Annotated in this window: 23 protein-coding genes and 2 pseudogenes; 15 read left to right on the plus strand and 10 right to left on the minus strand. The window is 72.1% G+C overall.

What is annotated here, in order from left to right:
• Positions 1 to 104: 104 nt before the first annotated feature.
• The 7 genes and pseudogenes from ACVV2G_RS01270 to ACVV2G_RS01300 form a co-directional block, all read left to right on the plus strand.
• Entirely contained in the window at positions 105 to 899 is a 795-nt protein-coding gene (locus ACVV2G_RS01270; RefSeq protein ID WP_453840649.1) for an 8-oxoguanine DNA glycosylase OGG fold protein, read from the plus strand.
• 260 nt (positions 900 to 1,159) lie between these two features.
• Positions 1,160 to 1,438 carry a helix-turn-helix domain-containing protein gene (locus tag ACVV2G_RS01275; RefSeq protein WP_453840650.1) on the plus strand — a complete coding sequence of 93 codons (279 nt, stop codon included), beginning with the start codon at positions 1,160 to 1,162 and terminating at the stop codon, positions 1,436 to 1,438.
• Positions 1,439 to 1,482: 44 nt separating this feature from the next.
• The gene (locus ACVV2G_RS01280) at positions 1,483 to 2,826 is read left to right on the plus strand and encodes a tyrosine-type recombinase/integrase (RefSeq protein ID WP_453840651.1); all 1,344 of its coding nucleotides are present in this window, start codon (positions 1,483 to 1,485) and stop codon (positions 2,824 to 2,826) included.
• A gap of 288 nt (positions 2,827 to 3,114) precedes the next feature.
• Positions 3,115 to 4,788 (plus strand): DUF262 domain-containing protein, encoded by a 1,674-nt coding sequence (locus ACVV2G_RS01285; RefSeq protein WP_453840652.1) that lies wholly within the window; start codon positions 3,115 to 3,117, stop codon positions 4,786 to 4,788.
• Positions 4,789 to 5,065: 277 nt separating this feature from the next.
• Entirely contained in the window at positions 5,066 to 6,067 is a 1,002-nt protein-coding gene (locus tag ACVV2G_RS01290; RefSeq protein ID WP_453840653.1) for a glycoside hydrolase family 11 protein, read from the plus strand.
• Between the two features lie 51 nt (positions 6,068 to 6,118).
• Entirely contained in the window at positions 6,119 to 7,105 is a 987-nt protein-coding gene (locus tag ACVV2G_RS01295) for a polysaccharide deacetylase family protein (protein ID WP_453840654.1), read from the plus strand.
• 126 nt (positions 7,106 to 7,231) lie between these two features.
• Positions 7,232 to 7,399 (plus strand): annotated as a pseudogene (locus ACVV2G_RS01300) (DUF7873 family protein); the annotation flags it as partial.
• A 129-nt stretch (positions 7,400 to 7,528) separates the two neighbouring features.
• Here ACVV2G_RS01300 and ACVV2G_RS01305 read toward each other — a convergent pair.
• On the minus strand, positions 7,529 to 7,924 hold the full coding sequence (locus ACVV2G_RS01305) for a MazG-like family protein (RefSeq protein WP_453840655.1): 396 nt from the start codon (positions 7,922 to 7,924) through the stop codon (positions 7,529 to 7,531).
• Between the two features lie 45 nt (positions 7,925 to 7,969).
• The gene (locus ACVV2G_RS01310) at positions 7,970 to 8,512 is read right to left on the minus strand and encodes a DoxX family protein (RefSeq protein ID WP_453840656.1); all 543 of its coding nucleotides are present in this window, start codon (positions 8,510 to 8,512) and stop codon (positions 7,970 to 7,972) included.
• A 155-nt stretch (positions 8,513 to 8,667) separates the two neighbouring features.
• Here ACVV2G_RS01310 and ACVV2G_RS01315 point away from each other — a divergent pair, with 155 nt between their 5' ends.
• A complete protein-coding gene (locus tag ACVV2G_RS01315) occupies positions 8,668 to 8,994 on the plus strand; it encodes a nuclear transport factor 2-like protein (protein WP_453840657.1) in 327 nt (108 codons plus the stop codon).
• 331 nt (positions 8,995 to 9,325) lie between these two features.
• Here ACVV2G_RS01315 and ACVV2G_RS01320 read toward each other — a convergent pair whose 3' ends face one another.
• Positions 9,326 to 10,114, minus strand: a complete 789-nt coding sequence (locus ACVV2G_RS01320; RefSeq protein WP_453840658.1) for an SDR family oxidoreductase — start codon at positions 10,112 to 10,114, stop codon at positions 9,326 to 9,328.
• A 132-nt stretch (positions 10,115 to 10,246) separates the two neighbouring features.
• On the opposite strand from ACVV2G_RS01320, the gene ACVV2G_RS01325 reads away from it, so the two are divergent.
• Positions 10,247 to 11,899, plus strand: a complete 1,653-nt coding sequence (locus ACVV2G_RS01325) for an alkaline phosphatase D family protein (RefSeq protein ID WP_453840659.1) — start codon at positions 10,247 to 10,249, stop codon at positions 11,897 to 11,899.
• On the opposite strand, the gene ACVV2G_RS01330 is transcribed toward ACVV2G_RS01325, so the two are convergent.
• Complete coding sequence (locus tag ACVV2G_RS01330; protein ID WP_453840660.1) at positions 11,886 to 12,935, minus strand: Gfo/Idh/MocA family protein; 1,050 nt, start codon at positions 12,933 to 12,935, stop codon at positions 11,886 to 11,888. The two genes, ACVV2G_RS01325 and ACVV2G_RS01330, sit on opposite strands and share 14 nt — an antisense overlap.
• A 105-nt stretch (positions 12,936 to 13,040) precedes the next feature.
• On the opposite strand from ACVV2G_RS01330, the gene ACVV2G_RS01335 reads away from it, so the two are divergent.
• From ACVV2G_RS01335 to ACVV2G_RS01345, 3 genes are all read left to right on the plus strand, one after another.
• Positions 13,041 to 14,435: a multidrug effflux MFS transporter gene (locus ACVV2G_RS01335; protein ID WP_453840661.1), complete on the plus strand. Its 1,395-nt coding sequence runs from the start codon at positions 13,041 to 13,043 to the stop codon at positions 14,433 to 14,435.
• Positions 14,436 to 14,512: 77 nt separating this feature from the next.
• Positions 14,513 to 15,565 (plus strand): serine hydrolase domain-containing protein, encoded by a 1,053-nt coding sequence (locus ACVV2G_RS01340; RefSeq protein WP_453840662.1) that lies wholly within the window; start codon positions 14,513 to 14,515, stop codon positions 15,563 to 15,565.
• A 199-nt stretch (positions 15,566 to 15,764) separates the two neighbouring features.
• Positions 15,765 to 16,754, plus strand: coding sequence for a small ribosomal subunit Rsm22 family protein (locus ACVV2G_RS01345; protein WP_453840663.1), 990 nt, complete (start codon positions 15,765 to 15,767; stop codon positions 16,752 to 16,754).
• A 123-nt stretch (positions 16,755 to 16,877) separates the two neighbouring features.
• On the opposite strand, the gene ACVV2G_RS01350 is transcribed toward ACVV2G_RS01345, so the two are convergent.
• Positions 16,878 to 17,120 (minus strand): DUF6243 family protein, encoded by a 243-nt coding sequence (locus ACVV2G_RS01350; RefSeq protein ID WP_453840664.1) that lies wholly within the window; start codon positions 17,118 to 17,120, stop codon positions 16,878 to 16,880.
• 143 nt (positions 17,121 to 17,263) lie between these two features.
• Between ACVV2G_RS01350 and ACVV2G_RS01355 the strand changes: the two genes are divergently transcribed.
• Both ACVV2G_RS01355 and ACVV2G_RS01360 read left to right on the plus strand, forming a co-directional pair.
• The gene (locus tag ACVV2G_RS01355) at positions 17,264 to 17,914 is read left to right on the plus strand and encodes a TetR/AcrR family transcriptional regulator (protein WP_453840665.1); all 651 of its coding nucleotides are present in this window, start codon (positions 17,264 to 17,266) and stop codon (positions 17,912 to 17,914) included.
• A gap of 152 nt (positions 17,915 to 18,066) precedes the next feature.
• Positions 18,067 to 18,798: a bifunctional DNA primase/polymerase gene (locus ACVV2G_RS01360; protein ID WP_453840666.1), complete on the plus strand. Its 732-nt coding sequence runs from the start codon at positions 18,067 to 18,069 to the stop codon at positions 18,796 to 18,798.
• Positions 18,799 to 18,847: 49 nt separating this feature from the next.
• Here ACVV2G_RS01360 and ACVV2G_RS01365 read toward each other — a convergent pair whose 3' ends face one another.
• The 5 genes and pseudogenes from ACVV2G_RS01365 to ACVV2G_RS01385 form a co-directional block, all read right to left on the minus strand.
• Positions 18,848 to 19,849: an SCO2278 family lipoprotein gene (locus tag ACVV2G_RS01365; RefSeq protein WP_453840667.1), complete on the minus strand. Its 1,002-nt coding sequence runs from the start codon at positions 19,847 to 19,849 to the stop codon at positions 18,848 to 18,850.
• Positions 19,824 to 19,946: pseudogene (locus ACVV2G_RS01370) on the minus strand (iron transporter); the annotation flags it as partial. The pseudogene ACVV2G_RS01370 and the gene ACVV2G_RS01365, both read right to left, overlap by 26 nt.
• A 3-nt stretch (positions 19,947 to 19,949) precedes the next feature.
• Positions 19,950 to 20,810 (minus strand): heme ABC transporter ATP-binding protein, encoded by an 861-nt coding sequence (locus ACVV2G_RS01375; RefSeq protein WP_453840668.1) that lies wholly within the window; start codon positions 20,808 to 20,810, stop codon positions 19,950 to 19,952.
• Positions 20,807 to 21,898, minus strand: a complete 1,092-nt coding sequence (locus ACVV2G_RS01380) for a FecCD family ABC transporter permease (RefSeq protein ID WP_453840669.1) — start codon at positions 21,896 to 21,898, stop codon at positions 20,807 to 20,809. The genes ACVV2G_RS01375 and ACVV2G_RS01380 overlap by 4 nt, the downstream gene beginning before the upstream one ends.
• On the minus strand, positions 21,895 to 22,935 hold the full coding sequence (locus ACVV2G_RS01385; protein ID WP_453840670.1) for a heme/hemin ABC transporter substrate-binding protein: 1,041 nt from the start codon (positions 22,933 to 22,935) through the stop codon (positions 21,895 to 21,897). Before ACVV2G_RS01385 ends, ACVV2G_RS01380 begins: the two co-directional genes overlap by 4 nt.
• A gap of 100 nt (positions 22,936 to 23,035) precedes the next feature.
• Here ACVV2G_RS01385 and ACVV2G_RS01390 point away from each other — a divergent pair, with 100 nt between their 5' ends.
• Positions 23,036 to 24,478 (plus strand): HtaA domain-containing protein, encoded by a 1,443-nt coding sequence (locus ACVV2G_RS01390; protein ID WP_453840671.1) that lies wholly within the window; start codon positions 23,036 to 23,038, stop codon positions 24,476 to 24,478.
• Positions 24,479 to 24,485 lie beyond the last annotated feature (7 nt).

The following is a 24,485-nucleotide window of genomic DNA, read 5'->3' on the forward strand; positions in this document are numbered from 1 at the left end:
TCGCTGTAACTCCCGATCAAGGAAGAACAGCTGTCAAAGAAATCAAGGCAGGTAGGTCGTGCCGCGATGACGCGTCAGATGAGGAAGAGGGGGTGACTTTAGCCATGCGGTACGACCAGAGCCGAGCGGACAAGCTTGATGAGATGATGCTCGAACTGCTGCTGCCGGAAAGCGCGGTGGAGTCACTGGGGCGGTGGCTAGCCGACCCAGAAAGCGGTCAGCGGTACGCGAACGGGAGTGGCCCCCACAGCATCCCGTACACGCCATCCAAGTGGATAGTCGTAGCGCCGTGGCCCGGCACCTTCGCCGACCGGGCGGCGGCCGATTCGGCCTCGGTGAGCCGAGCCGAGGTCGTGGCCGCGGTCCGGGCCGCGGAGCAGTCCGAGAGCTGGGCAGAGGCGTTCGTGGCCACGCAGGTGTGGGGCTACGGTGTTACAGGCTACGGCCCGTACCGCACTCGTCAGGTGCTCGCCCAGCCCAGCGCTGAGGCCGTCCTCACCGAGGCGGTGTCCCTGCTCGTCGACGAGGGTGCGGTCGCAGCCTACGAGGTTCTGAACACTCTCGATGGCCTCGGTCCGGCGTTCCTCACCAAATTCCTCTACTTCGCGGGCCAGGCGCTGCCAGAGATTAAGGGCCCACGTCCCCTGATCCTCGACAGCGTGCTCGCCGGGGTCCTGCGCCGACACGCCACGAAGGTTGGACGTGCGGCTAGCTACGAGTTGTCCGAGGCGATCGCCAAGTGGATCTGGCGCGACAGCGGCTGGAGTTCCCACCGTTACGACGTCTACCTCCGGTGGATGTACGCCGTCAACGAGCGACTCGCGGCGTCGATCGACTGGCCTGCAGCCCCAGACGTGCTCGAGCTGGCCCTCTTCAGCGCCGCCTGGGACCCGGAATAACCACATCGCCGGGGGTTCACCTTCGGGTGCCCGCTTGGTTCAGGTGCTTGTCCAACGGCCGCCGCCAAGTCCCGGGGCCTCGAACGTCAGCAGACGATGACCGCCCACCTTGCGGTATCACGACAGGACAGCCTCACCAAATCACTGATTCTCCGGATTCTGATCCTGCTCGCCAGCAGTTATCCGTGCGGCTTCGCCGCGCGGTAGGCGGGAGGACGGAACGACCGCTGCTTTGGCAGCGCTTACTTCGGAGACACGCGATGCGTAACCATTCCAAGCCTGCCGTCGAGGCTGCCTTCCTGAACGTGCAGAACGCTGCGAAGTACATGGGCATCTCGGTGAACACCCTCTACGTCTGGCGCCATCGCCGGCAAGGGCCGCCCAGCTTTCGGATGGGGCCCGGAGGAAGGGTCATGTACCGCCGGGACCTGCTCGATGCGTGGCTCAGCGAACAGCAGCAGGCGGACTCGCGGTCGAACCCGGCCCTCAACCCGCTGAACAAGGCCCCGCAGCAGTGTGAGCGTCGCCGGGCTGCCTGACCTGGGAAAACAGGTCTGAAGAATTCAGCAGCACTCGGAATTTCATGCGCACGGAGATCGTCTGTGTGTCTGATCGCGACGCAGATCGCGCCGAGAGACAAGGCGAGGCCGAGGGTAAGTCGAGCATGGCGGGTTACATCGAAGACCGGTGGCTCAAGAAGCGACCGAACAAGGAGACGGGCAAGCGCGAACGCACCGCTCTGTGGGGCAAGTGCACGCGCTATCGGGTCAAGGGGATACTGGGGGTCCGCGACAGGTCTTTCGACACGGTCGCGGACGCCAAGGCATGGCTGGCCGAGGCGCAGACCGATGCACGGCGAGGGGATTTCGTCGACGCGCGAGACGGTGCGATCAGCCTTCGTGAGTACGTCGATAAGCACTGGTGGCCCTCCCAGGTGCACCCTGCCCAGACGCTGGAAAGCATGAGGCACAGGATCTGGGGGCAGGTGCTGCCGCAGCTCGGAGACCTGGCGCTCAGGGACATCGGCGTTGCGGAGCTGCGCAAGTGGTCGGCCGACGTGCAGAGGGCGGTGGCGTCGAGTACGGCCTACGTCGCGTGGGTGTACCTCAAGGCGATCATGCAGGCCGCGGTCGAGGACAAGCGGCTGTACCGCAACCCGTGCAAGGGCAACAGCTCGATCAAGCCGCCGAAGAAGCCGGAGCGCAAGGCTCGTGCCTGGGAGCAGGAACGTGTCGACGCTGTACGAGAGGCGCTGGCTGACCGCTACCGGATCGCGCTCGACCTCGGCGTCGGATGCGGACTTCGACAGGGTGAGACGTTCGGCTTCAGCCCAGGTGATATTCGTGGCGACTTCGTCCACGTGGAGCGACAGATCCTCATGTACAAGTCACGGCTGTACTTCGGTCCGCCCAAAGGCGGCAAGGAACGCGATGTGCCGCTGCCGAAGGTGCTCGCGAAGCGACTCCTCAGCCACCAAGAACGCTTCGAGCCGATCGACGTTACCCTGCCGTGGCTGGATCCCGAGGAGCCCGACCTCGTACGCGAGGACCGGCGCAAGGTGACCGTCCCGTTGCTCGTGTACACCGGCCGGCGCGGCGCGATCAACCGCACCACCTGGAACACCAAGGCGTGGAAGCCCGCGCTCGCCGAAGTGGGAGTCATCCCGCCGCTGCCCGAGCGGCAGCCGGGCGAGAAGCCGTCGCGCGTGTGGGAGCCGAGCCGCAAGCACGGCTTCCACGTCTTGCGCCATACGTACGCCTCGGTGATGCTCGAAGCCGGTGAGTCGATCGTCTCGCTCGCGAAGTGGATGGGGCACTCCGACCCGGCGTTCACGCTCCGGACGTACACGCACTTCATGCCGCAGGCCGGCGCACGTGGGCTGTCCGCCATCGAGGCGTGGTTCACGGACTCGGCCGAAAGTCCCTGAGAAGTCCCAGAGGGCGAAACCAGCCGCCGGATACCCGAAAACATGCAGGTCAGAGCGTGATCGCTCCCTGAGCGGAACAGAACCCGGCGTACAGCCCGACTCGTCTGCCGCCCCTGCCGCCCCTGCCGCCCGCCGCCCGCCGCGCGGATGCGGTGCGGACGGCGGCCGGCCGGGCCGGGCCACGCGACCTCCGGGTGCTGCCCGGCGAAGGATGTCCGGTCTCCCCGTGTTCGTGCGGGTAGAGCTGATTGGGCGTCACGGAACGCCCGGCTCCGCCATCATCGGGTCATGCAAAAGCTCGAGGCGCACGAAATGCCCCTGCACAAGGTCTTCAGCAGCGACTACGACTTCAAGATCCCCGAATATCAGCGTCCGTACGCCTGGCAGGAGGAGCAGGCGTCCCAGCTGCTGCTGGACCTGCAGGAGGCACTGGAGCGCGGGACGGACGAGCCGTACTTCCTCGGATCCATCGTGCTCGTCAAGGATGGCGGAGCCCCGCGGGCGGAGGTCATCGACGGCCAGCAGCGCCTCACGACCCTGACCATCCTCCTGTCCGTCCTACGCGACCTCACGGACGACACGGACCTGCGCGGTGACCTCGACGGTCTGGTGATGGAGCCGGGAGCCAAGATCCGCGGCTTGCCCCCGAGGCCGCGGCTCACCCTGCGCAGCCGCGACGCCGACTTCTTCGAGAAGTACGTGCAGACCAGGGGCGCCGTGGAAACCCTGCTGGCGCTTGAGCCGGAAGGCCTGCGGACCGACGCGCAGAAGGCCGTGCTGCGCAACGCGACCGTCCTGCACCGCAGTCTCACCGCGTTGCCCGAGGAGAGCCGGCTGGCACTGGCCCAGATGCTCGCCGAGCGGACGTTCCTGGTCGTGGTCAGTACTCCGGACCTCGACAGCGCCCACCGCATCTTCAGCGTCATGAACTCGCGGGGCCTGGATCTGTCGCCCACCGACATCTTCAAGTCGCAGGTGATCGGGGACCTGGATGACGAGGCCTCCGAGATGTGCGCCACCACCTGGGAGGACGCGGAGGAGATGCTGGGGCGGGACGACTTCGCGGAACTCTTCCTGCACCTGCGGATGATCTTCGCCAAGAAGCGCGCGGAACAGGAGCTGCTCAAGGAGTTCCCCGAGCAGGTGCTCAGTCGCTACCTGCCCGAGCGGGCCGAGGTCTTCGTCCACGACGTCGTCCGGCCCTACGCCGAGGCCTACGCCCAGATCAGGGAAGCCCGCTACGAGTCCGCCTCGGGCGCGGAGGCGGTCAACGCCTGGTTCAGGAGGCTCCAGCAGATCGACAACTACGACTGGCGGCCGGCCGCTCTGTGGGCGCTGCGCCATCGTGAGAACGACCCCGTGTGGCTCGATGCGTTCATGCGGGCGCTGGAACGCCTGTCGGCCAGCATGTTCATCCGCCGCGTCTACACGACACCGCGTGTCACCCGCTACGCGGAACTGCTCCGGCAGCTCGATGAAGGGCAGGGCCTCGACTCCCCGGCCCTGGAGCTGAGGGACGACGAGAAACTGGAGACGCGCAACTGGCTCGACGGCGACCTCTACCTGGTCCGCAGGATCCGCAAGTACGTCCTGCTCCGCCTCGACGAGCTGCTGGCGCGCGGCCAAGGAGTGACGTACGACCACCCGCTCATCACCGTCGAGCACGTACTGCCGCAGAGTCCCGGCGCCGATTCCCAGTGGGCCGACGTGTTCGACGACGAGCAGCGCGCGCGGTGGACACACCGCTTGGGCAACCTGGTGCTGCTGAACCGGGCCAAGAACTCCGCGGCCCAGAACTACGACTTCGCCGCGAAGAAGGCCAAGTACTTCACAGGCCGCGGGGGAGTGGTCCCCTTCGCACTGACCAGCCAGGTCCTGCAGCACGCTGAGTGGACCCCCGAGCTGCTCAAGGCCCGGCAGGAGGAGCTGCTGGGCATGCTCGCCGGGGAGTGGCGTCTGTGAGTGCCCGGCCGGGTACCCGCGCTCCGGCTGTCTCACCCATAAGGCCCCTCGTCGAAAGTTTCGAAAGGGGGTATCTCGATTTCTGATCATTGGGGTGAACAGAGCTGCATTGCAGTGGAGTGGGTGGCACGGATGCTGGCTTGACGTGCCAAATAGCGTTGCGAGCGCGCTGATGGGGAGGGCGAAGCTTTCGAAATAACGACCGAAACTATTGACGCTTGACGGGTGCAGGCCAACACTGGCGCCGTTGTCGTTCCCAGGAGAGGAAGCAACCGCCATGAATCTGCTCGTTCAACCGAGGCGTCGCAGAAGCGGCCCGCTCACCCTGCTCGTCAGGAGCGCGTGGGCCTTCGCGCTGGCCGCTCTGGCCGCGATGATGCTGCCGGGCACGGCCCACGCCGGCACGGTCGTCACGACCAACCAGGAGGGCACCAACAACGGCTACTACTACTCGTTCTGGACCGACAGCCAGGGCACCGTCTCCATGGACATGGGGAACGGCGGGCAGTACAGCACCTCGTGGCGCAACACCGGCAACTTCGTCGCGGGCAAGGGCTGGAGCAACGGCGGACGTCGGACCGTGCAGTACTCGGGCACCTTCAACCCGTCCGGCAACGCGTACCTGACCCTCTACGGGTGGACGTCTAACCCGCTCGTCGAGTACTACATCGTCGACAACTGGGGCACCTACCGGCCCACGGGTGAATTCAAGGGCACCGTGACCACTGACGGCGGCACCTACGACATCTACAAGACGACCCGATACAACGCGCCCTCCGTCGAGGGCACGCGCACCTTCGACCAGTACTGGAGCGTGCGGCAGTCCAAGCGGACCGGCGGCACCATCACCACCGGCAACCACTTCGACGCGTGGGCGCGGGCCGGGATGCCGTTGGGCAGCTTCAGCTACTACATGATCATGGCCACCGAGGGCTACCAGAGCAGCGGCAGCTCCAACATCACGGTCGGTGGCACGGGCGGCGGCGGTGGTGGTGGCGGGGGAGGTGGCGGCGGTGGTTGTGCCGCGACGGTGTCCGCCGGGGAGAAGTGGGGCGACCGGTACAACCTCAACGTCTCGGTGAGCGGGGCGAGTGACTGGACGGTGACGATGAACGTGCCGTCGCCGGCGAAGGTCATGTCCACCTGGAACGTCGACGCGAGCTATCCGAGCGCGCAGACGCTGAGCGCCAAGTCCAACGGCAGCGGCAACAACTGGGGCGCCACCATCCAGGCCAACGGCAACTGGACCTGGCCCACGGTCTCCTGCAGCGCGGGCTGACCCCGTACGCGACGAGAGAGACGAGTGAGACGAGAGAGGAGGACCACTGGTATGCGCACCAGTACGCGTCCCGCGTTACGTTCCCTGGTCGCCGGGGTGGCCGTCGCCATGCTCGCCGCCGCGGGGACCGTGGCCGCCGATGCCGCTCCGGCGCGGGCAGCCGCCTGCAACGGCTACGTCGGACTCACCTTCGACGACGGCCCCTCCGGCGCCACCCAGGCCCTGCTCAACGCCCTCGGGCAGAACGGGCTGCGGGCCACCATGTTCAACCAGGGCCAGTACGCGGCCCGAAACCCGTCCCTGGTCCGGGCACAGGCCGACGCCGGCATGTGGGTCGCCAACCACAGCTACACCCACCCCCACATGACCCAGCTCGGTCAGGCGCAGATGGAGTCGGAGATCTCCCGGACCCAGCAGGCCATCGCGAACGCGGGCGGTGGTACGCCGAAACTGTTCCGCCCGCCGTACGGCGAGACCAACGCGACGCTGCGGTCGGCCGCGGCCAAGTACGGGCTGACCGAGGTGATCTGGGACGTCGACACGCAGGACTGGAACAACGCCGGCACCGACGCGATCGTGCAGGCCGTCTCCCGGCTGGGCGACGGCCAGGTCGTCCTCATGCACGACTGGCCCGCCAGCACACTCGCCGCGATACCGCGCATCGCGCAGACCCTGGCGGCCAAGGGCCTGTGCGCCGGCATGATCTCGCCGCAGACCGGCCGCGCGGTCGCCCCCGACGGCGGCAGCGGGGGCGGTGGCGGTGGCGGTGGCGGTACGTGTACGGCGACGCTGACGGCCGGGCAGCGGTGGGGGGACCGGTACAACCTCGACGTGTCCGTCAGCGGGGCCAGTGACTGGACGGTGACGATGAACGTGCCGTCGCCGGCGAAGGTCATGTCCACCTGGAACGTCGACGCCAGTTACCCGAGCGCACAGGTACTGACCGCCAAGTCGAACGGCAGCGGCGGCAACTGGGGTGCCACCATCCAGGCCAACGGCAACTGGACCTGGCCCACGGTCTCCTGCAGCGCGGGCTGACCGGTCCCGGTCCTGCGGCACGGCGGACGCCGCCGTCGTGCCGCGGGGCCTTCGGCCGGTCCGGGAAGGGAGTGCGCGCATTCGGCAGCCCGCGATACGGTTCTGCCTGTTCGAAGGGGACCAGGCGTGACGAAGCTGAACCAGGTCATCGCGGTCGAGGAGAGCGTCAGGAGCAAGTCGCTCCAGGACGTCACCGCAGCCCACCAGAGAGTGCAGAAGCCCGCGCTGCTGGCCGGCATCTCGCGCACGTACCAGCCGAAGGACGAGGAGGGCGAGCGGCCCTCCGTCAGCACCAGCGGGCGCGCGGGCGGGTGCGGTCTCCTCCACCGCCCCTCCTGCAGTTGACCAAGCCGGGCAACGGCCGAGCAGCGCCACGCCCCCGATCGTGGCAGCGGCCTCGGCGCCCTTCCGCCGGCTGTCGTCCTACCGCTGTGCTCCCGGGCCCGGAGAAGAGGTGCCGTGCGTGGGCGTGTCCGGGCCCGGCGCACCCAGCGACCGCCCCGCCACCCGCGTCAGATGGCGCGCGAACACCTCCCGTGCCTGAGGCGTCAGCGTGCGCAGTGCCACCAGTGCCGTGATCACGACGTCGCACAGCTCCGCCTCGACGTCGTCCCAGGTGTGGGTGACGCCCTTGCGCGGGTTCTGGCCGGTCGCGCCGATCACCGCCTCGGACACCTCGCCGACCTCCTCGGACAGCTTCAGCATCCGCAGCAGGAGGCCCTCCCGGCCGCCGACGGGCTGGTCCGCCTCCAGCCACGTCCACAGGACGTCGATGGTGTTCCAGAGGTCGGCGGGTGTGCCGTGGCGGTCGTCGCTCATGCGGGGCAGCCTGCCACGGAGGGAGGCCGCCCCCGGAGCGGTACGTCAGTCGAACAGTGGTTCCTGCCGGCCCTCGGCGGCCCTCCGGACCCGCTTGTTCCGCGCCCCCACGATCACCACCGCGGCCGCCGCCGTCGCCGCGAAGGCGGCCGGGACCATCCAGTTCCGGTTGACCGCGTGGCCGAGGGCGTGGTCCAGCGAGAGGCGGCCGGGGCCCGTGACCGCGAGACCGGCGGCCGTCAGGCCGAGGGACGCCGCGTACTCGTAGCCGCCGGACTGGGCGAAGAAGCCGTTGGGGGCGTGCACCGCGGCGGCTCCCGCCATCGCGCCGGCCGCCGCGGCGCCCGCGGCCGGTGTGGCCAGCCCCAGCGCCAGCAGCGTCCCGCCGCCGGCCTCGGCCAGCCCCGCCGCGGTGGCGCTGGCGCGGCCCGGCGCGTAGCCCATGGCCTCCATGGCCTGGCCGGTACCCTCGATGCCGCCGCCGCCGAACCAGCCGAGCAGCTTCTGCGCGCCGTGCGCGGCCAGGACGCCGCCGGTGCCCAGCCGGAGCAGCAGCAGCCCCAGGTCACGCCGGTCAGAACAGTTCACGTCGACTCCCTCGCAGACAGCGGCGGCTCACCTCCCCACCGTCACCCGTCCCGGCCGTGCGGGCCTGCCGCGGACGCCGTTCGGGTGGTCGTGGGGGACTGGGCCGGCCGACGGGCCGGGTGGCGGGGGCCCGGAGGCGGTGTGACGCTGCCGGCATGACGATTCAGACCACGCGACTCAGCGATCCGGCCGTCCGCGCCTTCGTCGCCGCCGTCAACGCCCACGACCGCGAGGCCTTCCTCGCGCTGCTCGCGCCGGACGCCACGATGGCCGACGACGGGGACGACCGGGACCTCGCCCAGTGGGTCGACCAGGAGATCTTCTCCTCCAACGGCCACCTGGAGGTCGACAACGAGTCGAACGGCGGTCGCGCCCTCCTCGCCCGCTACCGCAACGACACCTGGGGCGAGATGCGGACGCGGTGGAGCTTCACCGTGGACGAGGACGGCCGGATCGCGCGGTTCGAGACCGGGCAGGCGTGACCCGTGCTCACGTGATCCGCGCGGCAGGTGTGACCCGCACTCACGGGACTCACGCGGCAGGTGTGACCCGTGCTCGCGTGATCCACGCGGCAGCCGTCGCGCCCACCGGCGTGCATCCCGCGGTCCTACGCGGGATCCACCCCCGGCCGGTGCGGCGGGACGGCTGCCGCCTCCCCCCTCGGTGTGGCCTGCGGAGCCGTACGGAAGGCGTGGCGCCGACTGTGAAGCTCCGGTGAAGGAAAGTTGAGCACACGTCCGCAGTCGGCCGCAATATCGCGGGCTGCGGAACTCCGGCGGTGTGCTTCCGGCCAGGGTCCCGGCCGCGCCGCCCTCAGCCGCGTCCCACGTACGGCATCGCCGTCGCCATGACCGTCGCGAACTGCACGTTCGCCTCCAGGGGCAGCTCCGCCATGTGCCGCACCGTGCGCGCCACGTCGGCGACGTCCATCACGGGCTCGGGTGCCGTCTCCCCGTTGGCCTGGAGCGCCCCGGCCTGCATGCCGGCCGTCATGTCGGTCGCCGCGTTGCCGATGTCGATCTGGCCGACCGCGATGCCGTAGGGCCTGCCGTCCAGGGACAGCGACTTGGTCAGACCCGTCAGGGCGTGCTTGGTCGCCGTGTACGCCACCGAGTGCGGGCGCGGGGTGTGGGCCGAGATCGAGCCGTTGTTGATGATCCGGCCGCCCTGCGGGCGCTGCTCCTTCATCTGCCGGTACGCCGCCTGCGCGCACAGGAACGCGCCGTTCAGGTTGGTGTCCACCACGTGCCGCCACGCCTCGTAGGGCAGCTCCTCGACCGGCACACCGCCCGGGCCGAACGTCCCGGCGTTGTTGAACAGCAGGTCCAGTCGTCCGAAGCGCTCGCGTACGGCGGTGAACAGGGCCGCCACGTCCTCGGGGCGTGACACGTCGGCGCGGACGGGCAGCGCCGTGCCGCCCGCGGGCGCCAGGGCGGCCGTCTCCTCCAGGGTCTCGGGGCGCCGGCCGGCGAGGGCCACGGACCAGCCGGCCGCCAGCAGTTCGGCGGCGACGGCCCGGCCGATGCCGGATCCGGCACCGGTGACGACGGCCGTCCTCTGCGCACCGGCGGTTTCCTCGGCGGCGGTTCTCACGGTGTTCATGAGTCGGCAGCGTACGCGTGGCGGAGCATGCGGAACTCATCCATCCGACATGGGTTCGCCATGTCCGCGCCAAGCCAGGGTCGTCCCCGGCCATTCGAATGCCCCGTGCAACCACCGCATGGGGAGGAACGGATGTCACCCGCGAACCACCAGGCCGAGTCCCAGCCCTCGCACGCACCCGAACTCCGCGCCGCCGCCCGGCACCTGGGCCGCCGCGGCTTCCTGACCGTCACCGGCGCCGCCGCCGCGCTCGCCTTCTCGGTGAACCTGCCGGCCGCCGGCACCGCGAGCGCCGCCGAACTCGACGCGGCACGGCTCACCGCCGACCCCTTCACGCTCGGCGTCGCCTCCGGCGACCCGCAGTCCGACTCCGTCCTGCTGTGGACGCGCCTGGCTCCCGTCCCGTACCAGGCCGACAGCGGACTGCCCGCCCAGCGCGTCGAGGTGAGCTGGGAACTGGCCCTGGACGAACGGTTCCGCCGGGTCGTGAGACGGGGCACGGCCACCGCCCACCCCGAGTTCCACCACACCGTGCACGTCGAGGTCGGCCACCTCGTGCCCGGCCACGTCTACCACTACCGCTTCCGCGCCGGCCGCTGGGTCAGCCCGGCCGGCCGCACCCGCACCGCGCCCGCCCGGCAGAGCCGGCCCGCCGACCTCACCTTCGGCGTGGTCTCCTGCCAGAAGTACGACGACGGCCACTACACCGCGTACAAGCACCTGGCCCAGGAGGACGTGGACGTCGTCTTCCACCTCGGCGACTACCTCTACGAGTACGCCGTCAACGCCGTCGGCGGCTCCCGCGCCTACCCCGCGGGCACCCTGCCGGCCCTCTTCGACCACGAGACGGTGACGCTGGAGGACTACCGCCTGCGGTACGCCCTCTACAAGTCGGACCCCGACCTGCGGGCCGCGCACGCCGCGCACCCGTTCGTCGTCACCTGGGACGACCACGAGACCGAGAACAACTACGCCGACGGCACGCCGGAGAACAGCGTCCCGCCGGAGGAGTTCCTCATCCGCCGGGCCGCCGCCTACCGGGCCTACTGGGAGAACATGCCGCTGCGCCGCCCGCAGCTGCCCGACGGCGCCGACCTGAAGCTCTACCGCCGCCTGCACTGGGGCCGGCTGGCCCAGTTCGACGTCCTGGACACCCGCCAGTACCGCTCCGACCAGGCCTACGGCGACGGCTGGCAGTTCCCCGGGCCCGAGTCCGAGGACCCGGGCCGTACGCTGACCGGCGACGCCCAGGAGCGCTGGCTGGTCAACGGCTGGCAGCGGTCCGACGCCCTGTGGAACGTGGTGCCCCAGCAGGTCACCTTCTCGCAGCGGTACAACATGACCACCACGCCGTCCAGGGTCTCCATGGACTCCTGGGACGGCTACCCGGCCTCCCGCGAGCGGGTGCTGGCCGGCGCGCAGGCCGCCGGCGTCGAGAACCTCATGGTCCTCACCGGCGACGTGCACGTCTCCTACGGCTTCGACATCAAGCGCGACTTCTCCGACCCGGACTCCCGGACCCTGGGGACGGAGATCGTGACGACCTCCGTCACCAGTGGCCGCGACGGCTCGGAGAAGCCGTCCAACTGGGACACCCTCATGACCGCCAACCCGCACCTGAAGTTCTTCAACGGGCGGCGCGGCTACACGACCGTGCAGCTCGGCCGGCGGCTGGCGCGCGCCGACTTCAAGACCGTGTCGCACGTGACCACGCCGGGCGCGCCGCTCACGACCGCCGCGTCCTTCGTGACGGAGGTGGGGGAGCAGGGGCTCAAGCCGGCGTGACCGCGCGGTCCTCGGCCTTCTGGCCGGGGTGCTCGCCGGGGTGCTCGCCCGGGTAGCGGACGCCGACGCGGTCCCGGATCGCGTCGAGCGTCCGCATCACGGCCAGGGTGCCGTCGAGCGGGACCAGCGGGGACTCGGTCTCCCCGGCGCGCAGGGCGCGCATCACCTCACGGGCCTCGTGCGCGAGACTGGCGCGGGGCCCGTCGGCCGGATCGGCGCGGAACTCCTCCGGGTCCCGGCCGTCGCGGTGCAGTACGAAGTGGTCCGGGAAGAAGAAGCCGTTCGGGACGTCGATGCGGCCCTGGGAGCCGGTGATCGAGGCGGAGTTGGGCGTACCGCCGCTGATGGAGCAGTGCACCGAAGCGAGAGCGCCGCTCTCGTAGGAGAGCAGTGCACCTGTCTGGAGATCGACGCCCTCGTCCGAGAGCACCGCTCGCGCCGTGACGTCCGACGGCTCACCGAGCAGCAACTGCGTGAACGACACCGGGTACACGCCCAGATCGAGCAGCGCGCCGCCCCCCTGGGCCGGGTCCCGCAGCCGGTGCGCGGGAGGGAAGGGCCCCGCGAGTCCGAAGTCGGCCTGGACGCTGCGGACCTCGCCGATCGCGCCGTCGTCGACCAGCGCCTTCAGCCGCCGCACCAGCGGGTTGCAGTACATCCACATCGCTTCCATGAGGAAGCGGCCGCCCTGCCGGGCGAGCGCGACCAGTTCCTCCGCCTCGCGCGCGTTCAGCGTGAACGGCTTCTCGCACAGCACGTTGCGCCCCGCCTCCAGGCACAGGCCGGCGGCCGTGCGGTGCGCCGAGTGCGGGGTCGCGACGTACACCACGTCGACGTCCTCGTCCCGCGCCAGCGCCTCCCAGCCGCCGTACGCCCGCGGTATCCCGAACCGCTCCGCGAACGCCGTCGCCGACGCCTCGGTCCGCGAGGCCACCGCCACGACCTCCGCGTCCGGCAGATCGACCAGATCCGCCGTGAACCTCGCCGACATCCCGCCGGTCGCCAGAATTCCCCAGCGCACCTTCTGCCCGGTCACCGCTGACACGCTGCCCCACCCTCGCTCAGGTTGTTCGAGTCTGTTCGTTCAAGTGCGTACGAGCTGAGAGCATAGGTGCCGGATCTGCAGAAGAGGGAGGGGCACATGCCCGAGCGCGGGCCGTCCATACCGCACACGTCACCGGACACCACACCGAAGACCTCGAGCCCGGCGCGGGCGGCCGGGCCGGAAACGGGGCCGGCCGCCCGACCGCCGCGGGCCACCCGCCGCACCGGTCTGCTCGTCACGTTCATCCTCGGCGGCCTGACCGCCACGCCGCCGCTGGCCATGGACATGTACCTCCCGGCGCTCCCGGAGGTCACCCGGTCCCTGGGCGCGCCCGCCGCGACCGTCCAGCTCACGCTCACCGCCTGCCTGGCCGGCATGGCCCTCGGCCAGCTCGTGGTCGGCCCGATGAGCGACAAGTGGGGCCGCCGCCGCCCGCTGCTGGCCGGGCTCGCCGTCTACGTCGTCGCCACCGCCCTGTGTGCCTTCGCGCCCACCGTCGGACTCCTCGTCGCCTTCCGGCTGGCCCAGGGACTCGCGGGCGCCGCCGCGATCGTCATCGCCCGCGCGGTCGTCCGCGACCTGTACGACGGTGTGGCCATGGCCCGCTTCTTCTCCACCCTGATGCTGATCTCCGGCGTCGCCCCGGTCGTCGCGCCGCTGATCGGCGGCCAGGTCCTGCGGGTGACCGACTGGCGGGGCGTGTTCGCCGTGCTCACGGTGGTCGGGGTGGCACTGGGCGCCGTCGTGTGGGCCAAGCTGCCGGAGACGCTGCCGGAGGGCGAACGGCACGCGGGCGGGGTCGGCGACACCCTCCGCGCGATGCGCGGGCTGCTCGCCGACCGCGCCTTCACCGGGTACATGCTCACGGGCGGCTTCGCCTTCGCCTCGCTCTTCGCCTACATCGCGGCGTCCCCGTTCGTCGTCCAGGAGATCTACGGCGCCTCCCCGCAGACGTTCAGCCTGCTGTTCGGCCTCAACTCGATCGGCCTGGTCGTCGTCGGGCAGATCAACGGCAAGATCCTGGTCGGGCGGGTCCGGCTGGACCGGGTGCTGGGGCTCGGCCTCCTGATCGTCGTCGCCGCCGCCACCGCCCTGCTGCTGATGTCCCTCGGCGTCTTCGGCGAGGTCGGGCTCGCGCCGGTCGCCGCCGCGCTGTTCGTGCTGATGTCCGCGATGGGGATCAGCCTGCCCAACACCCAGGCGCTGGCGCTGATGCGGGTCAGGAAGTCGGCCGGCTCCGCCTCCGCGCTGCTCGGCACGTCCTCCTTCCTCATCGGCGCCGTCGCCTCTCCGCTCGTCGGGATCGCGGGAGAGGACACCGCGCTGCCGATGGCCGTGGTGCAGCTGGTGGCGGCGCTGGTGGCGCTCGCCTTCTTCGTGGGGATGTGCCGTCCCACGGCCGGGCGGACCGCCGGGCGGGAGACCGGGGAAATCGAAGAGGCCGGGGAGACCGGGAAGGCCGGGAAGGCCTGGGAGGGGGCAGAGCGCTGAGCGCTCCGAGACTGCGCAGCGGCACCCCGGAGCGGGCCGGACTCGACCCCGGGCAGCTGCGCCGTGTCGTCGAGGAGGTGCACGCCCTCACCGCCGGCGAGCGGCCCTGGGCGGCGGGCGCCGTCGTGGCCGTCGGACGCGGTCCCGTGCTCGCGGTCGAGGAGGCGGCGGGCTGGGCGGTGCGCTACGCGTCCTACGACCCGCGCACCGACTCGGGTGTGGAGCTGCCCGCCCGCTCCCGGGTGCCGGTCAGCACCGGTACGCCCTTCGACCTGGCGTCCCTGACGAAGGTGTTCACGGCGGTCGCCGCCGTGCAGCAGATCGAACGCGGCACGCTCGGCATCGACGCGGAGGTCGGCGCCTACCTGCCGGACTTCCGGGCCGCCGCCGCGCACCGCGTCACCGTACGGCAGCTGCTCACCCACACCTCCGGGCTGCGGCCCGAACTCCCGCTGTACGACTGCGCCGACGACGAGGAACGGCTGCGGCGGCTGCGGGCGGAACCGCCGGTGGGGGTGCCCGGCACGTACTGCTACTCGGATCTGAACATGCTGCTGCTCCAGCAGGTCCTGGAGCGCGTCACGGGACGCACCCTCGACGTCCTGGTGAACGACGGGATCACCCGGCCGCTGGGCATGACGGCGACGCATTTCGGGCCGTGCCCGGGTGCGGCGGCGACGGAGGACCAGCGGCGGCCGTGGGCCAAGGCGGACCGGGGGATGCTGCGGGGCGTCGTGCACGACGAGAACGCCTGGGCGCTGGGCGGGGTGGCCGGGCACGCGGGTCTGTTCTCGACGGGGCGGGACCTCGCGGTCTTCTGCCGTGCCCTGCTGGCGGGAGGCTCGTACGGGCCGGCGCGCATCCTCGGGCCGGACTTCGTGGAGCTGCTCCTGACCGAGCCCGGGCTCGGCTTCGCCCTGGACCAGCCGTGGTTCATGGGAGGGCTGGCGGGGCGCGGGGCGGCCGGCCACACCGGATTCACGGGCACGATGCTGGTGCTCGACCGGGTGACGGACACGTTCGCGGTGCTCCTCGCCAACACGGTCCATCCGCGTCGCCGCGCACCGGACAACAGACCCCGGGCGGCCCTGGGAACGCGGGTGGCCCGGGCGGTGCGGGAGAAGATCTGACCGGAGGCGTCCGCGGCGGCCGGTCCGCGCTCCGTACCCGGTACTCCGCCGCCGCCGCCGGCCCGCCCGGCCCGCCCGGCCGCCTGGCGGTCTGGCGGTCTGGCCGCTTGGCTGTCCGGCTGTCCGTCTGGCCGCTTGGCTGTCCGGCTGTCCGGCCGTCTGGCCGCCCGGCCGGCGGCCACCCCCGTAGAATCGCCGGGTGAACGACCCCGCCACCCCCGCCGACGCCCTGCGTGCCGCCCTCGCCGGTCTGGTCGACGGGCTGCCGCCCCGGCAGGCCGCACAGGCCGTGGAGCGGCTGATCGCCAACTACCGCGGGGACACCCCGACGGACGCCCCGATCCTGCGGGACCGCTCGGACGTCGTCGCCTACGCCGCGTACCGCATGCCGGCGACCTTCGCGGCGGTGCGGTCGGCGCTGGAGGCGTTCGCGGACGCGGTGCCCGGATGGACGCCCGGGAACCACGTCGACGTCGGCGGCGGGACCGGCGCGGCGACCTGGGCCGTCCACGCCACCTGGGACGGCGTACGCCCGGTGACCGTGCTGGACTGGGCCGAGCCCGCGCTCGCCCTCGGCCGGGAGATCGCCGCCGACCGTCCGGCCCTGCGCGATGTCCGCTGGCAGCGCTCACGGATCGGAGCGGCGCTCACTGTGGAGAGCACTGATCTCGTCACCGTGTCCTACGTCCTCAACGAACTGACCGACGCCGACCGCGCCGCGCTCGTCGACGCCGCCGCCGGCGCCGCGCAGGCCGTGGTGATCGTCGAGGCCGGCACCCCCGCCGGCCACGCCCGGGTCATCGAGGCCCGGGACCGGCTGGTCTCCGCCGGGTTCCGTGTCGCCGCCCCCTGCCCGCACAGCGCCGCCTGCCCCATCGTTCCCGGCACGGACTGGTGCCACTTCGCGGCCCGGGTCAGCCGTTCCTCCCTGCACCGCCAGGTCAAGGGCGGTTCCCTCGCCTACGAGGACGAGAAGTTCAGCTACGTCGCCGCCACCCGGCTGCCGGCCGATCCGGCCCTCTCCCGGGTCGTCCGGCGTCCGCAGATCCGCAAGGGCCAGGTCCTGCTCGACCTGTGCGAACCCGACGAGCGGCTGAACCGCCGGACGGTCACCAAGCGCCACGGCGACCTCTACAAGGCCGCCCGCGACGCCGACTGGGGCGACCCCTGGCCTCCGCGGGAGGAATGACCAGCCGGCGAGGTGGTGCGGGAGCGCGCCGACGGCGGCAGTGCCGGGCCGGCCGCGGCCCGTGACCCACGCCCCGTGACCCACGCGCCCCCGTGACCCACGCCGTCTCGCCGCTCACGACGCCTAGCAGCTCCCCTCCGCCTCCTCCCGCTTCCCCTGCCTCCCCCGTTTCTCCTGCTTCTCCCGCTCCTGCTCCTCCCGCTGTTCCTGCTCCTGCCGCTGTTCCTTCTGACGCTCCTGGAGCTTGCGCAGCAGTTCCCGCTTCCGTGCCTGCGGGTCCAGACCGCCGCCGATCCGGCCGTTCCGGTCGCCGCCGCGCAGGGCGTCGCGGCCGAGCTTCTGCCGGGTACCACCGACGCCCAGCATGTTTCCGGCTCCACCTCGGGACACGCGGTCCCCCTCTCTCGATGCGATGCACAGCAGTTGCGATGCGATACGTTGCGTCTCGCTTCCTCGCGTATCACCTTCCGGCGAGACGTCACGTCTTGTCAACCTGATAAATTCGAGCCATGGCTGCCCAGAAACCCGCCCACGCCCCGACTCCCGCCTCCGAGCGGCCGCACCCCGACGTCTCGCGTCGTAGCCAGCGGTCCCGCCAGGCCATCTACGACGCCGCCCTCGCCCTCGTCGTGGAGGTCGGCTACCCCAAGACCACCATCGAGGGCATCGCCGCCCGTGCCGGTGTCGGCAAGCAGACGATCTACCGCTGGTGGTCCTCGAAGGCCGACGTCCTGCTGGAGGCCTTCCTCGACCTGAGCGAGCAGGCCGCGCGGGCCGCCGGCGAGGAGACATACACCTTCCCGGACACCGGAGACCTCGCCGCCGACCTCAAGGCCGTGCTGCGCGCCACCGTCGACGAGCTGCGCGATCCGAAGTTCGAGGCCCCCTCCCGCGCCCTGGCCGCGGAAGGCGTCGTCAACGAACAGCTCGGACGGGAGTTCGTCACCAAGCTCCTGGAGCCCTCGCTCCAGCTCTACGTGGGCCGGCTGCGCGCCGCCCAGGACGCCGGCGACGTGCGACCGGAGATCGACCCCCGTATCGGGCTGGAACTCTTCGTCGCCCCGCTCGCGCAGCGCTGGCTGCAGCGCAGCGGCCCCATCTCCCACGCCTACACCGACACGCTCGTCGACTACGCGCTCCACGGGCTCGCCCCGCGGTGACCGGACGAGCCCGGCCGGTGGGACCCGGCGGAGCGGAAGGTGCCTGCCCGAAGAAGTCTGACCAGGGAAGTTTGTCCCTTCCCGACCCCCAAGCGCGGAATGGTGCGACCATAGGGCATGCTGGTGCGCACGACGGCGAGGCGAGGGGATAGATGAGCGCGGAGTTCGGCGGCCGGAGCGGTCTGCAGGGCAAACTCTCCCAGTGGCTGCGCGGACGCCGCCCCAGGAAGGCCGCCGGCGACGGTGGCCGGGAGGATCTGCTGCTCGCCGCCGCCGGTGCGGGACTGCCCCTGGCGCCCGCCGCGCACCCGGCCGGATACCGCTGCTCCTGCGACCGCGTCGGCTGTCCCACACCCGCCCGGCATCCGGTGTCCTTCGCCTGGCAGACGCAGTCCACCACCGACCGCGCGCAGGTCGAGCGCTGGGCCCGCCACCAGCCCGAGGCCAACTTCATCACCGCGACCGGCATGGTGCACGACGTCCTCGACGTCCCCCTCCAGGCCGGTCGCGAGGCGCTCCGGCGACTGCTCGACGCCGGTGTCGAGGTCGGCCCGGTCGCCGAGAGCGACGACGGCCGCATGCTGCTGTTCACCCTCACCCGCGGCACCCCCGAGGACGAGGACGAGTGGTGGCCCTGCGAGCTGGACTGCCACCCCGAGACCATGGACGAGCACCCCGGCCTGCGCTGGCACTGCCGCGGTTCCTACGTCCTCGTACCGCCCGCCCGGCTGCCCGGCGAGGACCGGACGGTGCACTGGGTGCGCGGCCCCGAGCACCCGCTGCCGGACCCGCTGACCCTGCTGGAGATCCTCACCGACGCCTGCGCCCGGCACGCCGGAGAGGTCAGCGACCACGCGGGCACGGCCTGGCCCTCACGCCGCTGAGCACGCCGCGCAGCAAGCCGCTCGGCGGGCCCGACGCCACCCGGCCCCGCTACTCGCCCTTCGCCGAGGTCAGTCCCTGGACCCGCCCCAGGACCACCACCTGCCCGTTGCCCGAACCCTCCGCCGGGGCGAGCGCGACCTCGTTGGAGACGAACTCCATCGTCAGCGACTGCTTGATCTCGCCCTCCGTCAGCGCCAGCACGTCCTTGTTCGGCGTCGGCACGGACGCGTTCGACGCGGCGGTCTGCTTCTCGAAGTGCCGCGAGCTGAAGAACACCAGCGCCCCGCCGTCCTTCGTGCGCAGCGCCAGCGGCGCGTAGTCGCCGTCCGTCAGGGGCTCGTCGATGTACTGGGTGACCAGGCCGGGACGGGTCGACCGCTTCTCGCGCGACTGGCGCCAGGAGCTGGTGTGGACGCCGTCCGCGAAGGTCTCGCCGCCGTCCTTCAGATAGGCCGTGTAGTCCTGGCTCAGGTCGGCGGGCGGCACGGCCACGTCGGTGGAGTCGGCGGGGACCGCCTCGGCCCAGCCGTCCCGGTCGGTCTCGAACTCCGGCACCTTGCCGGGGGCGACCAGCGTCAGGTACGCCGCCTGCCAGGTCTCCTCCAGGCCGTACCGGGTGAAGACCAGCAACCAGCGGGCGTCGCCGCCCTTGTTGGCCTTGGTGTCCGCGACGAACCAGCGCGGCCAGCCGGCCTTCTTCGGGATCGTGAACCTCGCGTCCGTCAGCTCCAGCGGAGCGTGCGACGGGTTGCCGTCCGGACGGTTGGTCCGGCCCGCCTTCAGCCGCGCGGAGTCGATGGCGGCGAGGGCGCCGGTGGTGTGGTCGGCGTCCAGGGAGGCGTCGTAGGCCTTGTCGGCCGCGTTGTACGCGGCGGTGAACTGCTGGAGCGCCTTCGCGGCCTCGGCCCGGGTGGTCGACGGGAGCACCTCGCGCTCGCCGTGCACCACCACGCATCCGCTCGCCGTCAACGACAACGCGGTCGCCGAGGCGGCTGTCAGCACGCTCCGGGCAAGCCTGCGGGGCCTACGAGGGCCGCGATCCCTGCTCATCAGGTGTCTTCACCTTCCCCTTCCCGGAGGCGAACCCTACCGGGGCGGGACGGCCCGCGAACGCCGGGACCGGGGACAGCGGCCACACCGTGACCTCACGTCAGGGATCGCGCCGCGGGACGACCAGCGGCGCCGTCGTGCGCGGGTGCGCCACCACCTCCACCGGCTGGTCGTAGACCTCGGACAGCAGCCCCTCGGAGAGGACCTCCCCCGGCGGGCCGTCGGCGGCGACCCGGCCGGCGCGCAGGACCGCGATCCGGTCCGCGTACGCCGCCGCCAGGGAGAGGTCGTGCAGGACGACGACCACCGCGTCCCCGGCGCGCGCCCGCTCCCGGCACAGCCGCAGGACCAGTTCCTGGTGCCGCAGGTCCAGTGCCGCGGTGGGTTCGTCGAGCAGCAGCAGGGGAGCGCGTTGTGCGAGCACACGGGCGAGCGCGACCCGGGCCCGTTCGCCGCCGCTGAGCGCGGAGAACGGGCGGCCGGCGAAGCCGGCCACCTCCGTGCGGGCCATCGCCTCGGCCACGACCGCGTCGTCCTCGTCCGCCGGGCCGCTCCCCGCCCAGGGCGCCCGGCCCATCCGGACGACCTCCTCGACCGCGAACGGGAAGGACAGCGACGCCGACTGGGGCAGCACGGCCCGGCGCAACGCCAGTTCGGGAGCGGACCACCGGGCCACCGGACGGCCGTGGACGCGTACGACGCCCTCGGCGGCCGGGACGTCGGCGGCCAGCGCGCCCAACAGGGTGGACTTGCCCGCCCCGTTGGGACCCACCAGCGCGAGCACCTCGCCCGCGCGGACGGTGACGTCCACGCCGTCCAGGACCGGCCGCCCCCCGAGGCGGACGCGCAGGCCCTCGGCCTCGGCGAGGACGTCGCCGGGCACGGCGGGGGGCGGCGGCACCGGGCGGGACGGGACGAGGCGCAGCAGCCCTCCGCCGCTCGCGGTCCCGGCGCCTCTCATGCCCAACCCCCTTGCCTGCGCCGGGTGCGGCGCAGCAGCCAGAAGAAGAACGGGCTGCCCAGCAGCGCCGTCAGTACCCCGAGCGGCAGCTCGGCGGGCTCGGCGACGGTGCGGGCCGCCAGGTCGGCGGCGAGCAGCACCAGCGCGCCCAGCAGCGCGCTGCCCGGGATCAGAAACCGGTGCCCGGGGCCCGCCACCATGCGCAGCAGGTGCGGCACGACGAGTCCGACGAAGCCGATGACTCCCGCCACGCTCACGGCCGCCGCGGTCAGCAGCGCGATCACCAGCACCAGCACGATCCGCAGCCGCTCCACGTCCACGCCCAGGTGCCGGGCCGGGCGTTCACCGAGGGCGAGGAGGTCGAGCCGGCGGGAGTACAGCGGGGCGAGCCCCAGTCCGAGCGCCGCGCACGGCAGGACAGCCAGCACCTTCGGCCAGGTCGCCTGGGCCAGCGAGCCCAACTGCCAGAAGGTGATCTGGTTGACCGCCGCCGTGTCCGCGAAGAACAGGAACAGCCCGATCAGCGCGCCCGCGAAGGCGTTCACCGCGATTCCCGTGAGGATCAGCGTGACCACCTCCGTACGGCCGCCCGAGCGGGACATCGCGTACACCACCAGGACGGTGGCCAGGCCGGAGACGAAGGCGAAGACGGGCACCGTCCAGGTGCCGAGGAGGTCCAGGCCGAACGCGAGGGCGGCGACCGCGCCGACCGCCGCGCCCGAGGAGACGCCGATGACGCCCGGTTCGGCGAGCGGGTTGCCGAACACGCCCTGCATCAGGGCGCCCGCGCAGCCCAGTGAGGCACCGACGAGCAGCGCCAGCACGATCCGCGGGAACCGCACGTTCCACAGCACCGACCCGGTCACCCGGTCCAGTTCCGTACCGCCGAGCCCGGCCCGGTGCAGCAGGGAGCCGAGTACGTCGCCGGCCGGGACCGGGTAGGCGCCCGTACCGGCCGCGACCGGGACCAGGGCCAGGAGTCCGGCGGCCAGGGCGGCGGTCAGCAGCCAGGCGGTGGTGCGACGGCGGCGCGGCGGTGGCGCCTCGACGGGCGTCCGGGGGCGGACCGGCTGGTCCCGTACGGTCATCGGGTGCCGTCCCCGCCGTACAGCTGGGACACGACCGACTGCAGCACCTGGTCGGTGCGCGGGCCGTAGTTGAGGAGTACGCCGTCCTCGACCGAGACGATCCGGCGGTCCAGGCCCGCCGGGGTCTGGGCGACACCGGGGATCTTCACCAGCCCGTCGATCCCGCCGACCGACTCGAGTCCCTTGCTCATGACCAGGATCGCGTCGGGTGCGGCCTTCACGAGCGCCTCGCTGGTGAGGGCGGTGAAGTCCTTCTCCAGGCCCGAGGCGGCGCCGGCGTCCACCGCACCGGCCGCCTCGATCAGCGAACCGGCACCGGACTGGCTGCCGCCGATGAGGTAGACGGAGGCCGAGCCGCGCAGGTACAGGAAGGCGACCCTGGGCGAGCCCCCTTCCGCCGAGGCGTCCGGGACGTCCTCGCGCACGGCCGCGATCCGCTGCCGGGAGCGCTCGGTCAGTTCCTCCCCGGCCTCCGGCACACCGAGTGCGTCGGCGACCGCCCGGATGCGCGGGCCCACGTCGTCCAGGCCCTTCGCCGCCGCGACGAACAGCACCGGGACGCCGGCGGCGCGGATCTGCTCCACGGCCTCCTGCGGCCCGGTGGTGGTCTCGGCGATCACCAGGTCCGGCCGCAGCGACAGCACGCTCTCGGCGGAGACGTCGTGGCCCCGGGTGACCACGGGGAGGTCCGCCGCCTGGGCGAAGGTCGCGGTGACGTCGCGGGCGACGACCCGGTCGCCCAGGCCGAGCGTGAAGACGATCTCGCTGAGGCTCCCGGAGAGGGGCACCACGCGCCCGGCCCGTTCCACCGTCACCCGCTCGCCGTCGGCGGAGCGGACGGTCACCGGGAGCCGCGGCACGGGTCTGTGCGCGAGCGGCTCGACCCGGTTCGCGACCGTCTCCGTCTCCGCGGCGGCCGTCGCACCGTCTCCGGCGCCGCTCGCCGCCTCGGAGGAGCCCTGGCATCCGGTCGCGGTCAGGGAGAGGGCGAGCACGGACAGCAGTGCTCCCGCCAGTCGGTTGCGCAAGCGTCGCACGGTGGTGTCCGTTCCTTTCGTCGACCGCCGATCACAGTCGGCTTGACTTAGGTTAGCCTAACCTTCGATCGCTACTGCTCCCCGATCCGGAGGACTTCGCATGCCCGCCCGTCTTCGCGCCCTGCTCACCGTGGTGTGCGCGGCGATCCTCGGGGCCCTGCTCCCCGCGACCGCGGCACACGCCGAGAGCCGCACCGTGCAGGGCGGACGGCTCGACTGGGGCATCAAGTCGTCGTTCCAGAGCTATGTCACCGGGCCGGTCGCCCAGGGCGGTTACTCCCTGAGCGGGGGAGCGGCCACCGTCGGCGGGAGCGGCTTCCGCTTCCACTCGGCGACCGGCGCCTACGACAGCGGCACCGGCGCCTTCCGGGCCGCCTTCCAGGGCGGCGTCCACTTCCTCGGCCACCCCACCGGCACCGGCGCCCACCAGCTCGACCTCACCATCAGCCGTCCCACCGTGAGCATCTCCGGCACCACCGGCACGCTCCACGTGGACGTCGTCAGCAAGGCGAAGGACACCGGGGCGGTCACGACGTCCCGTCAGGTGCCCTTCGCCTCCCTCTCCCTCGGCGGCATCGACATGAGGGGCGGCGGCGGCACCGTGGCCCTCGCCCAGCTGCCCGCCACCCTCACCGCCGAGGGCGCCCGGTCCTTCGCCGGGTACTACACCGCCGGCACCGCGCTGGACCCGGTGAGCCTGTCCGTCGACGTGCAGGCGGCGGCACCGCAGCAGGCGGAGCAGCCGTCCACCGCACCCACCGAGTCACCGCAGGCGCAGCGGACTTCGGGCGCTGCCGGCAAGGAGGGCGCCATCGAGGACGGCGCCGTCGACTGGGGCGTGCGCCGCACCTTCCGCGAGTACGTCACCGGAGACATCGCCGATGGTGCGTGGGCCCTCACCGCCGGCGCCCAGGACGGCGGCGCCCTCTTCCGCTTCCCCGGCGGCGAGGGGACGTACGAGGACGGCGACCTCACCGCCGCCTTCGAGGGCGCGGTGCGCTTCACCGGCGCGCACGGCCTCGACCTCGCCCTCAGCGGCGTACGCGCCACCGTCGAGGACGGCGGGGGGACGCTGTACGCCGATGTGACCAGTCCCGGTCTCACGGCGAAGAAGGTGCCCCTGGTCACCTTCACCGCCGAGGACCTGAAGCCGGCCGACGGCCTGGTGCGGGTCACCGAGGCCCCCGCGAAGCTCACCGCGCGCGGCGCCGAGGCCTTCGGCGGCATGTACCGGGCGGGCACCGAGATGGACCCGGTGTCGCTGGCCGTCGCCCTCACCGCCGACGCGGCGCTGCCCGCCCTGCCCGACCTGGGCAGCGACCCCACGGCGAGCGCGAGCACGAGCGCGAGCCCGCGGCCCGAGGGGACCACCGGTCCCGGAACGTCGGCCGAACCCGTCGCCGGCGCCACCGACGACGGAGGCTTCCCCGCCCTGCCCGTGACCCTCACGGCCGGCGCCCTGCTGGTGGCCGCGGCCCTCGCGGCCGTCACCGTCCGCAGGCGCCGCGCCCGGCCCGCCGCGTCCCCCTCGGACGAGGGCTGAACCCACG

The organism is Streptomyces sp. JK94 (assembly GCF_053613315.1).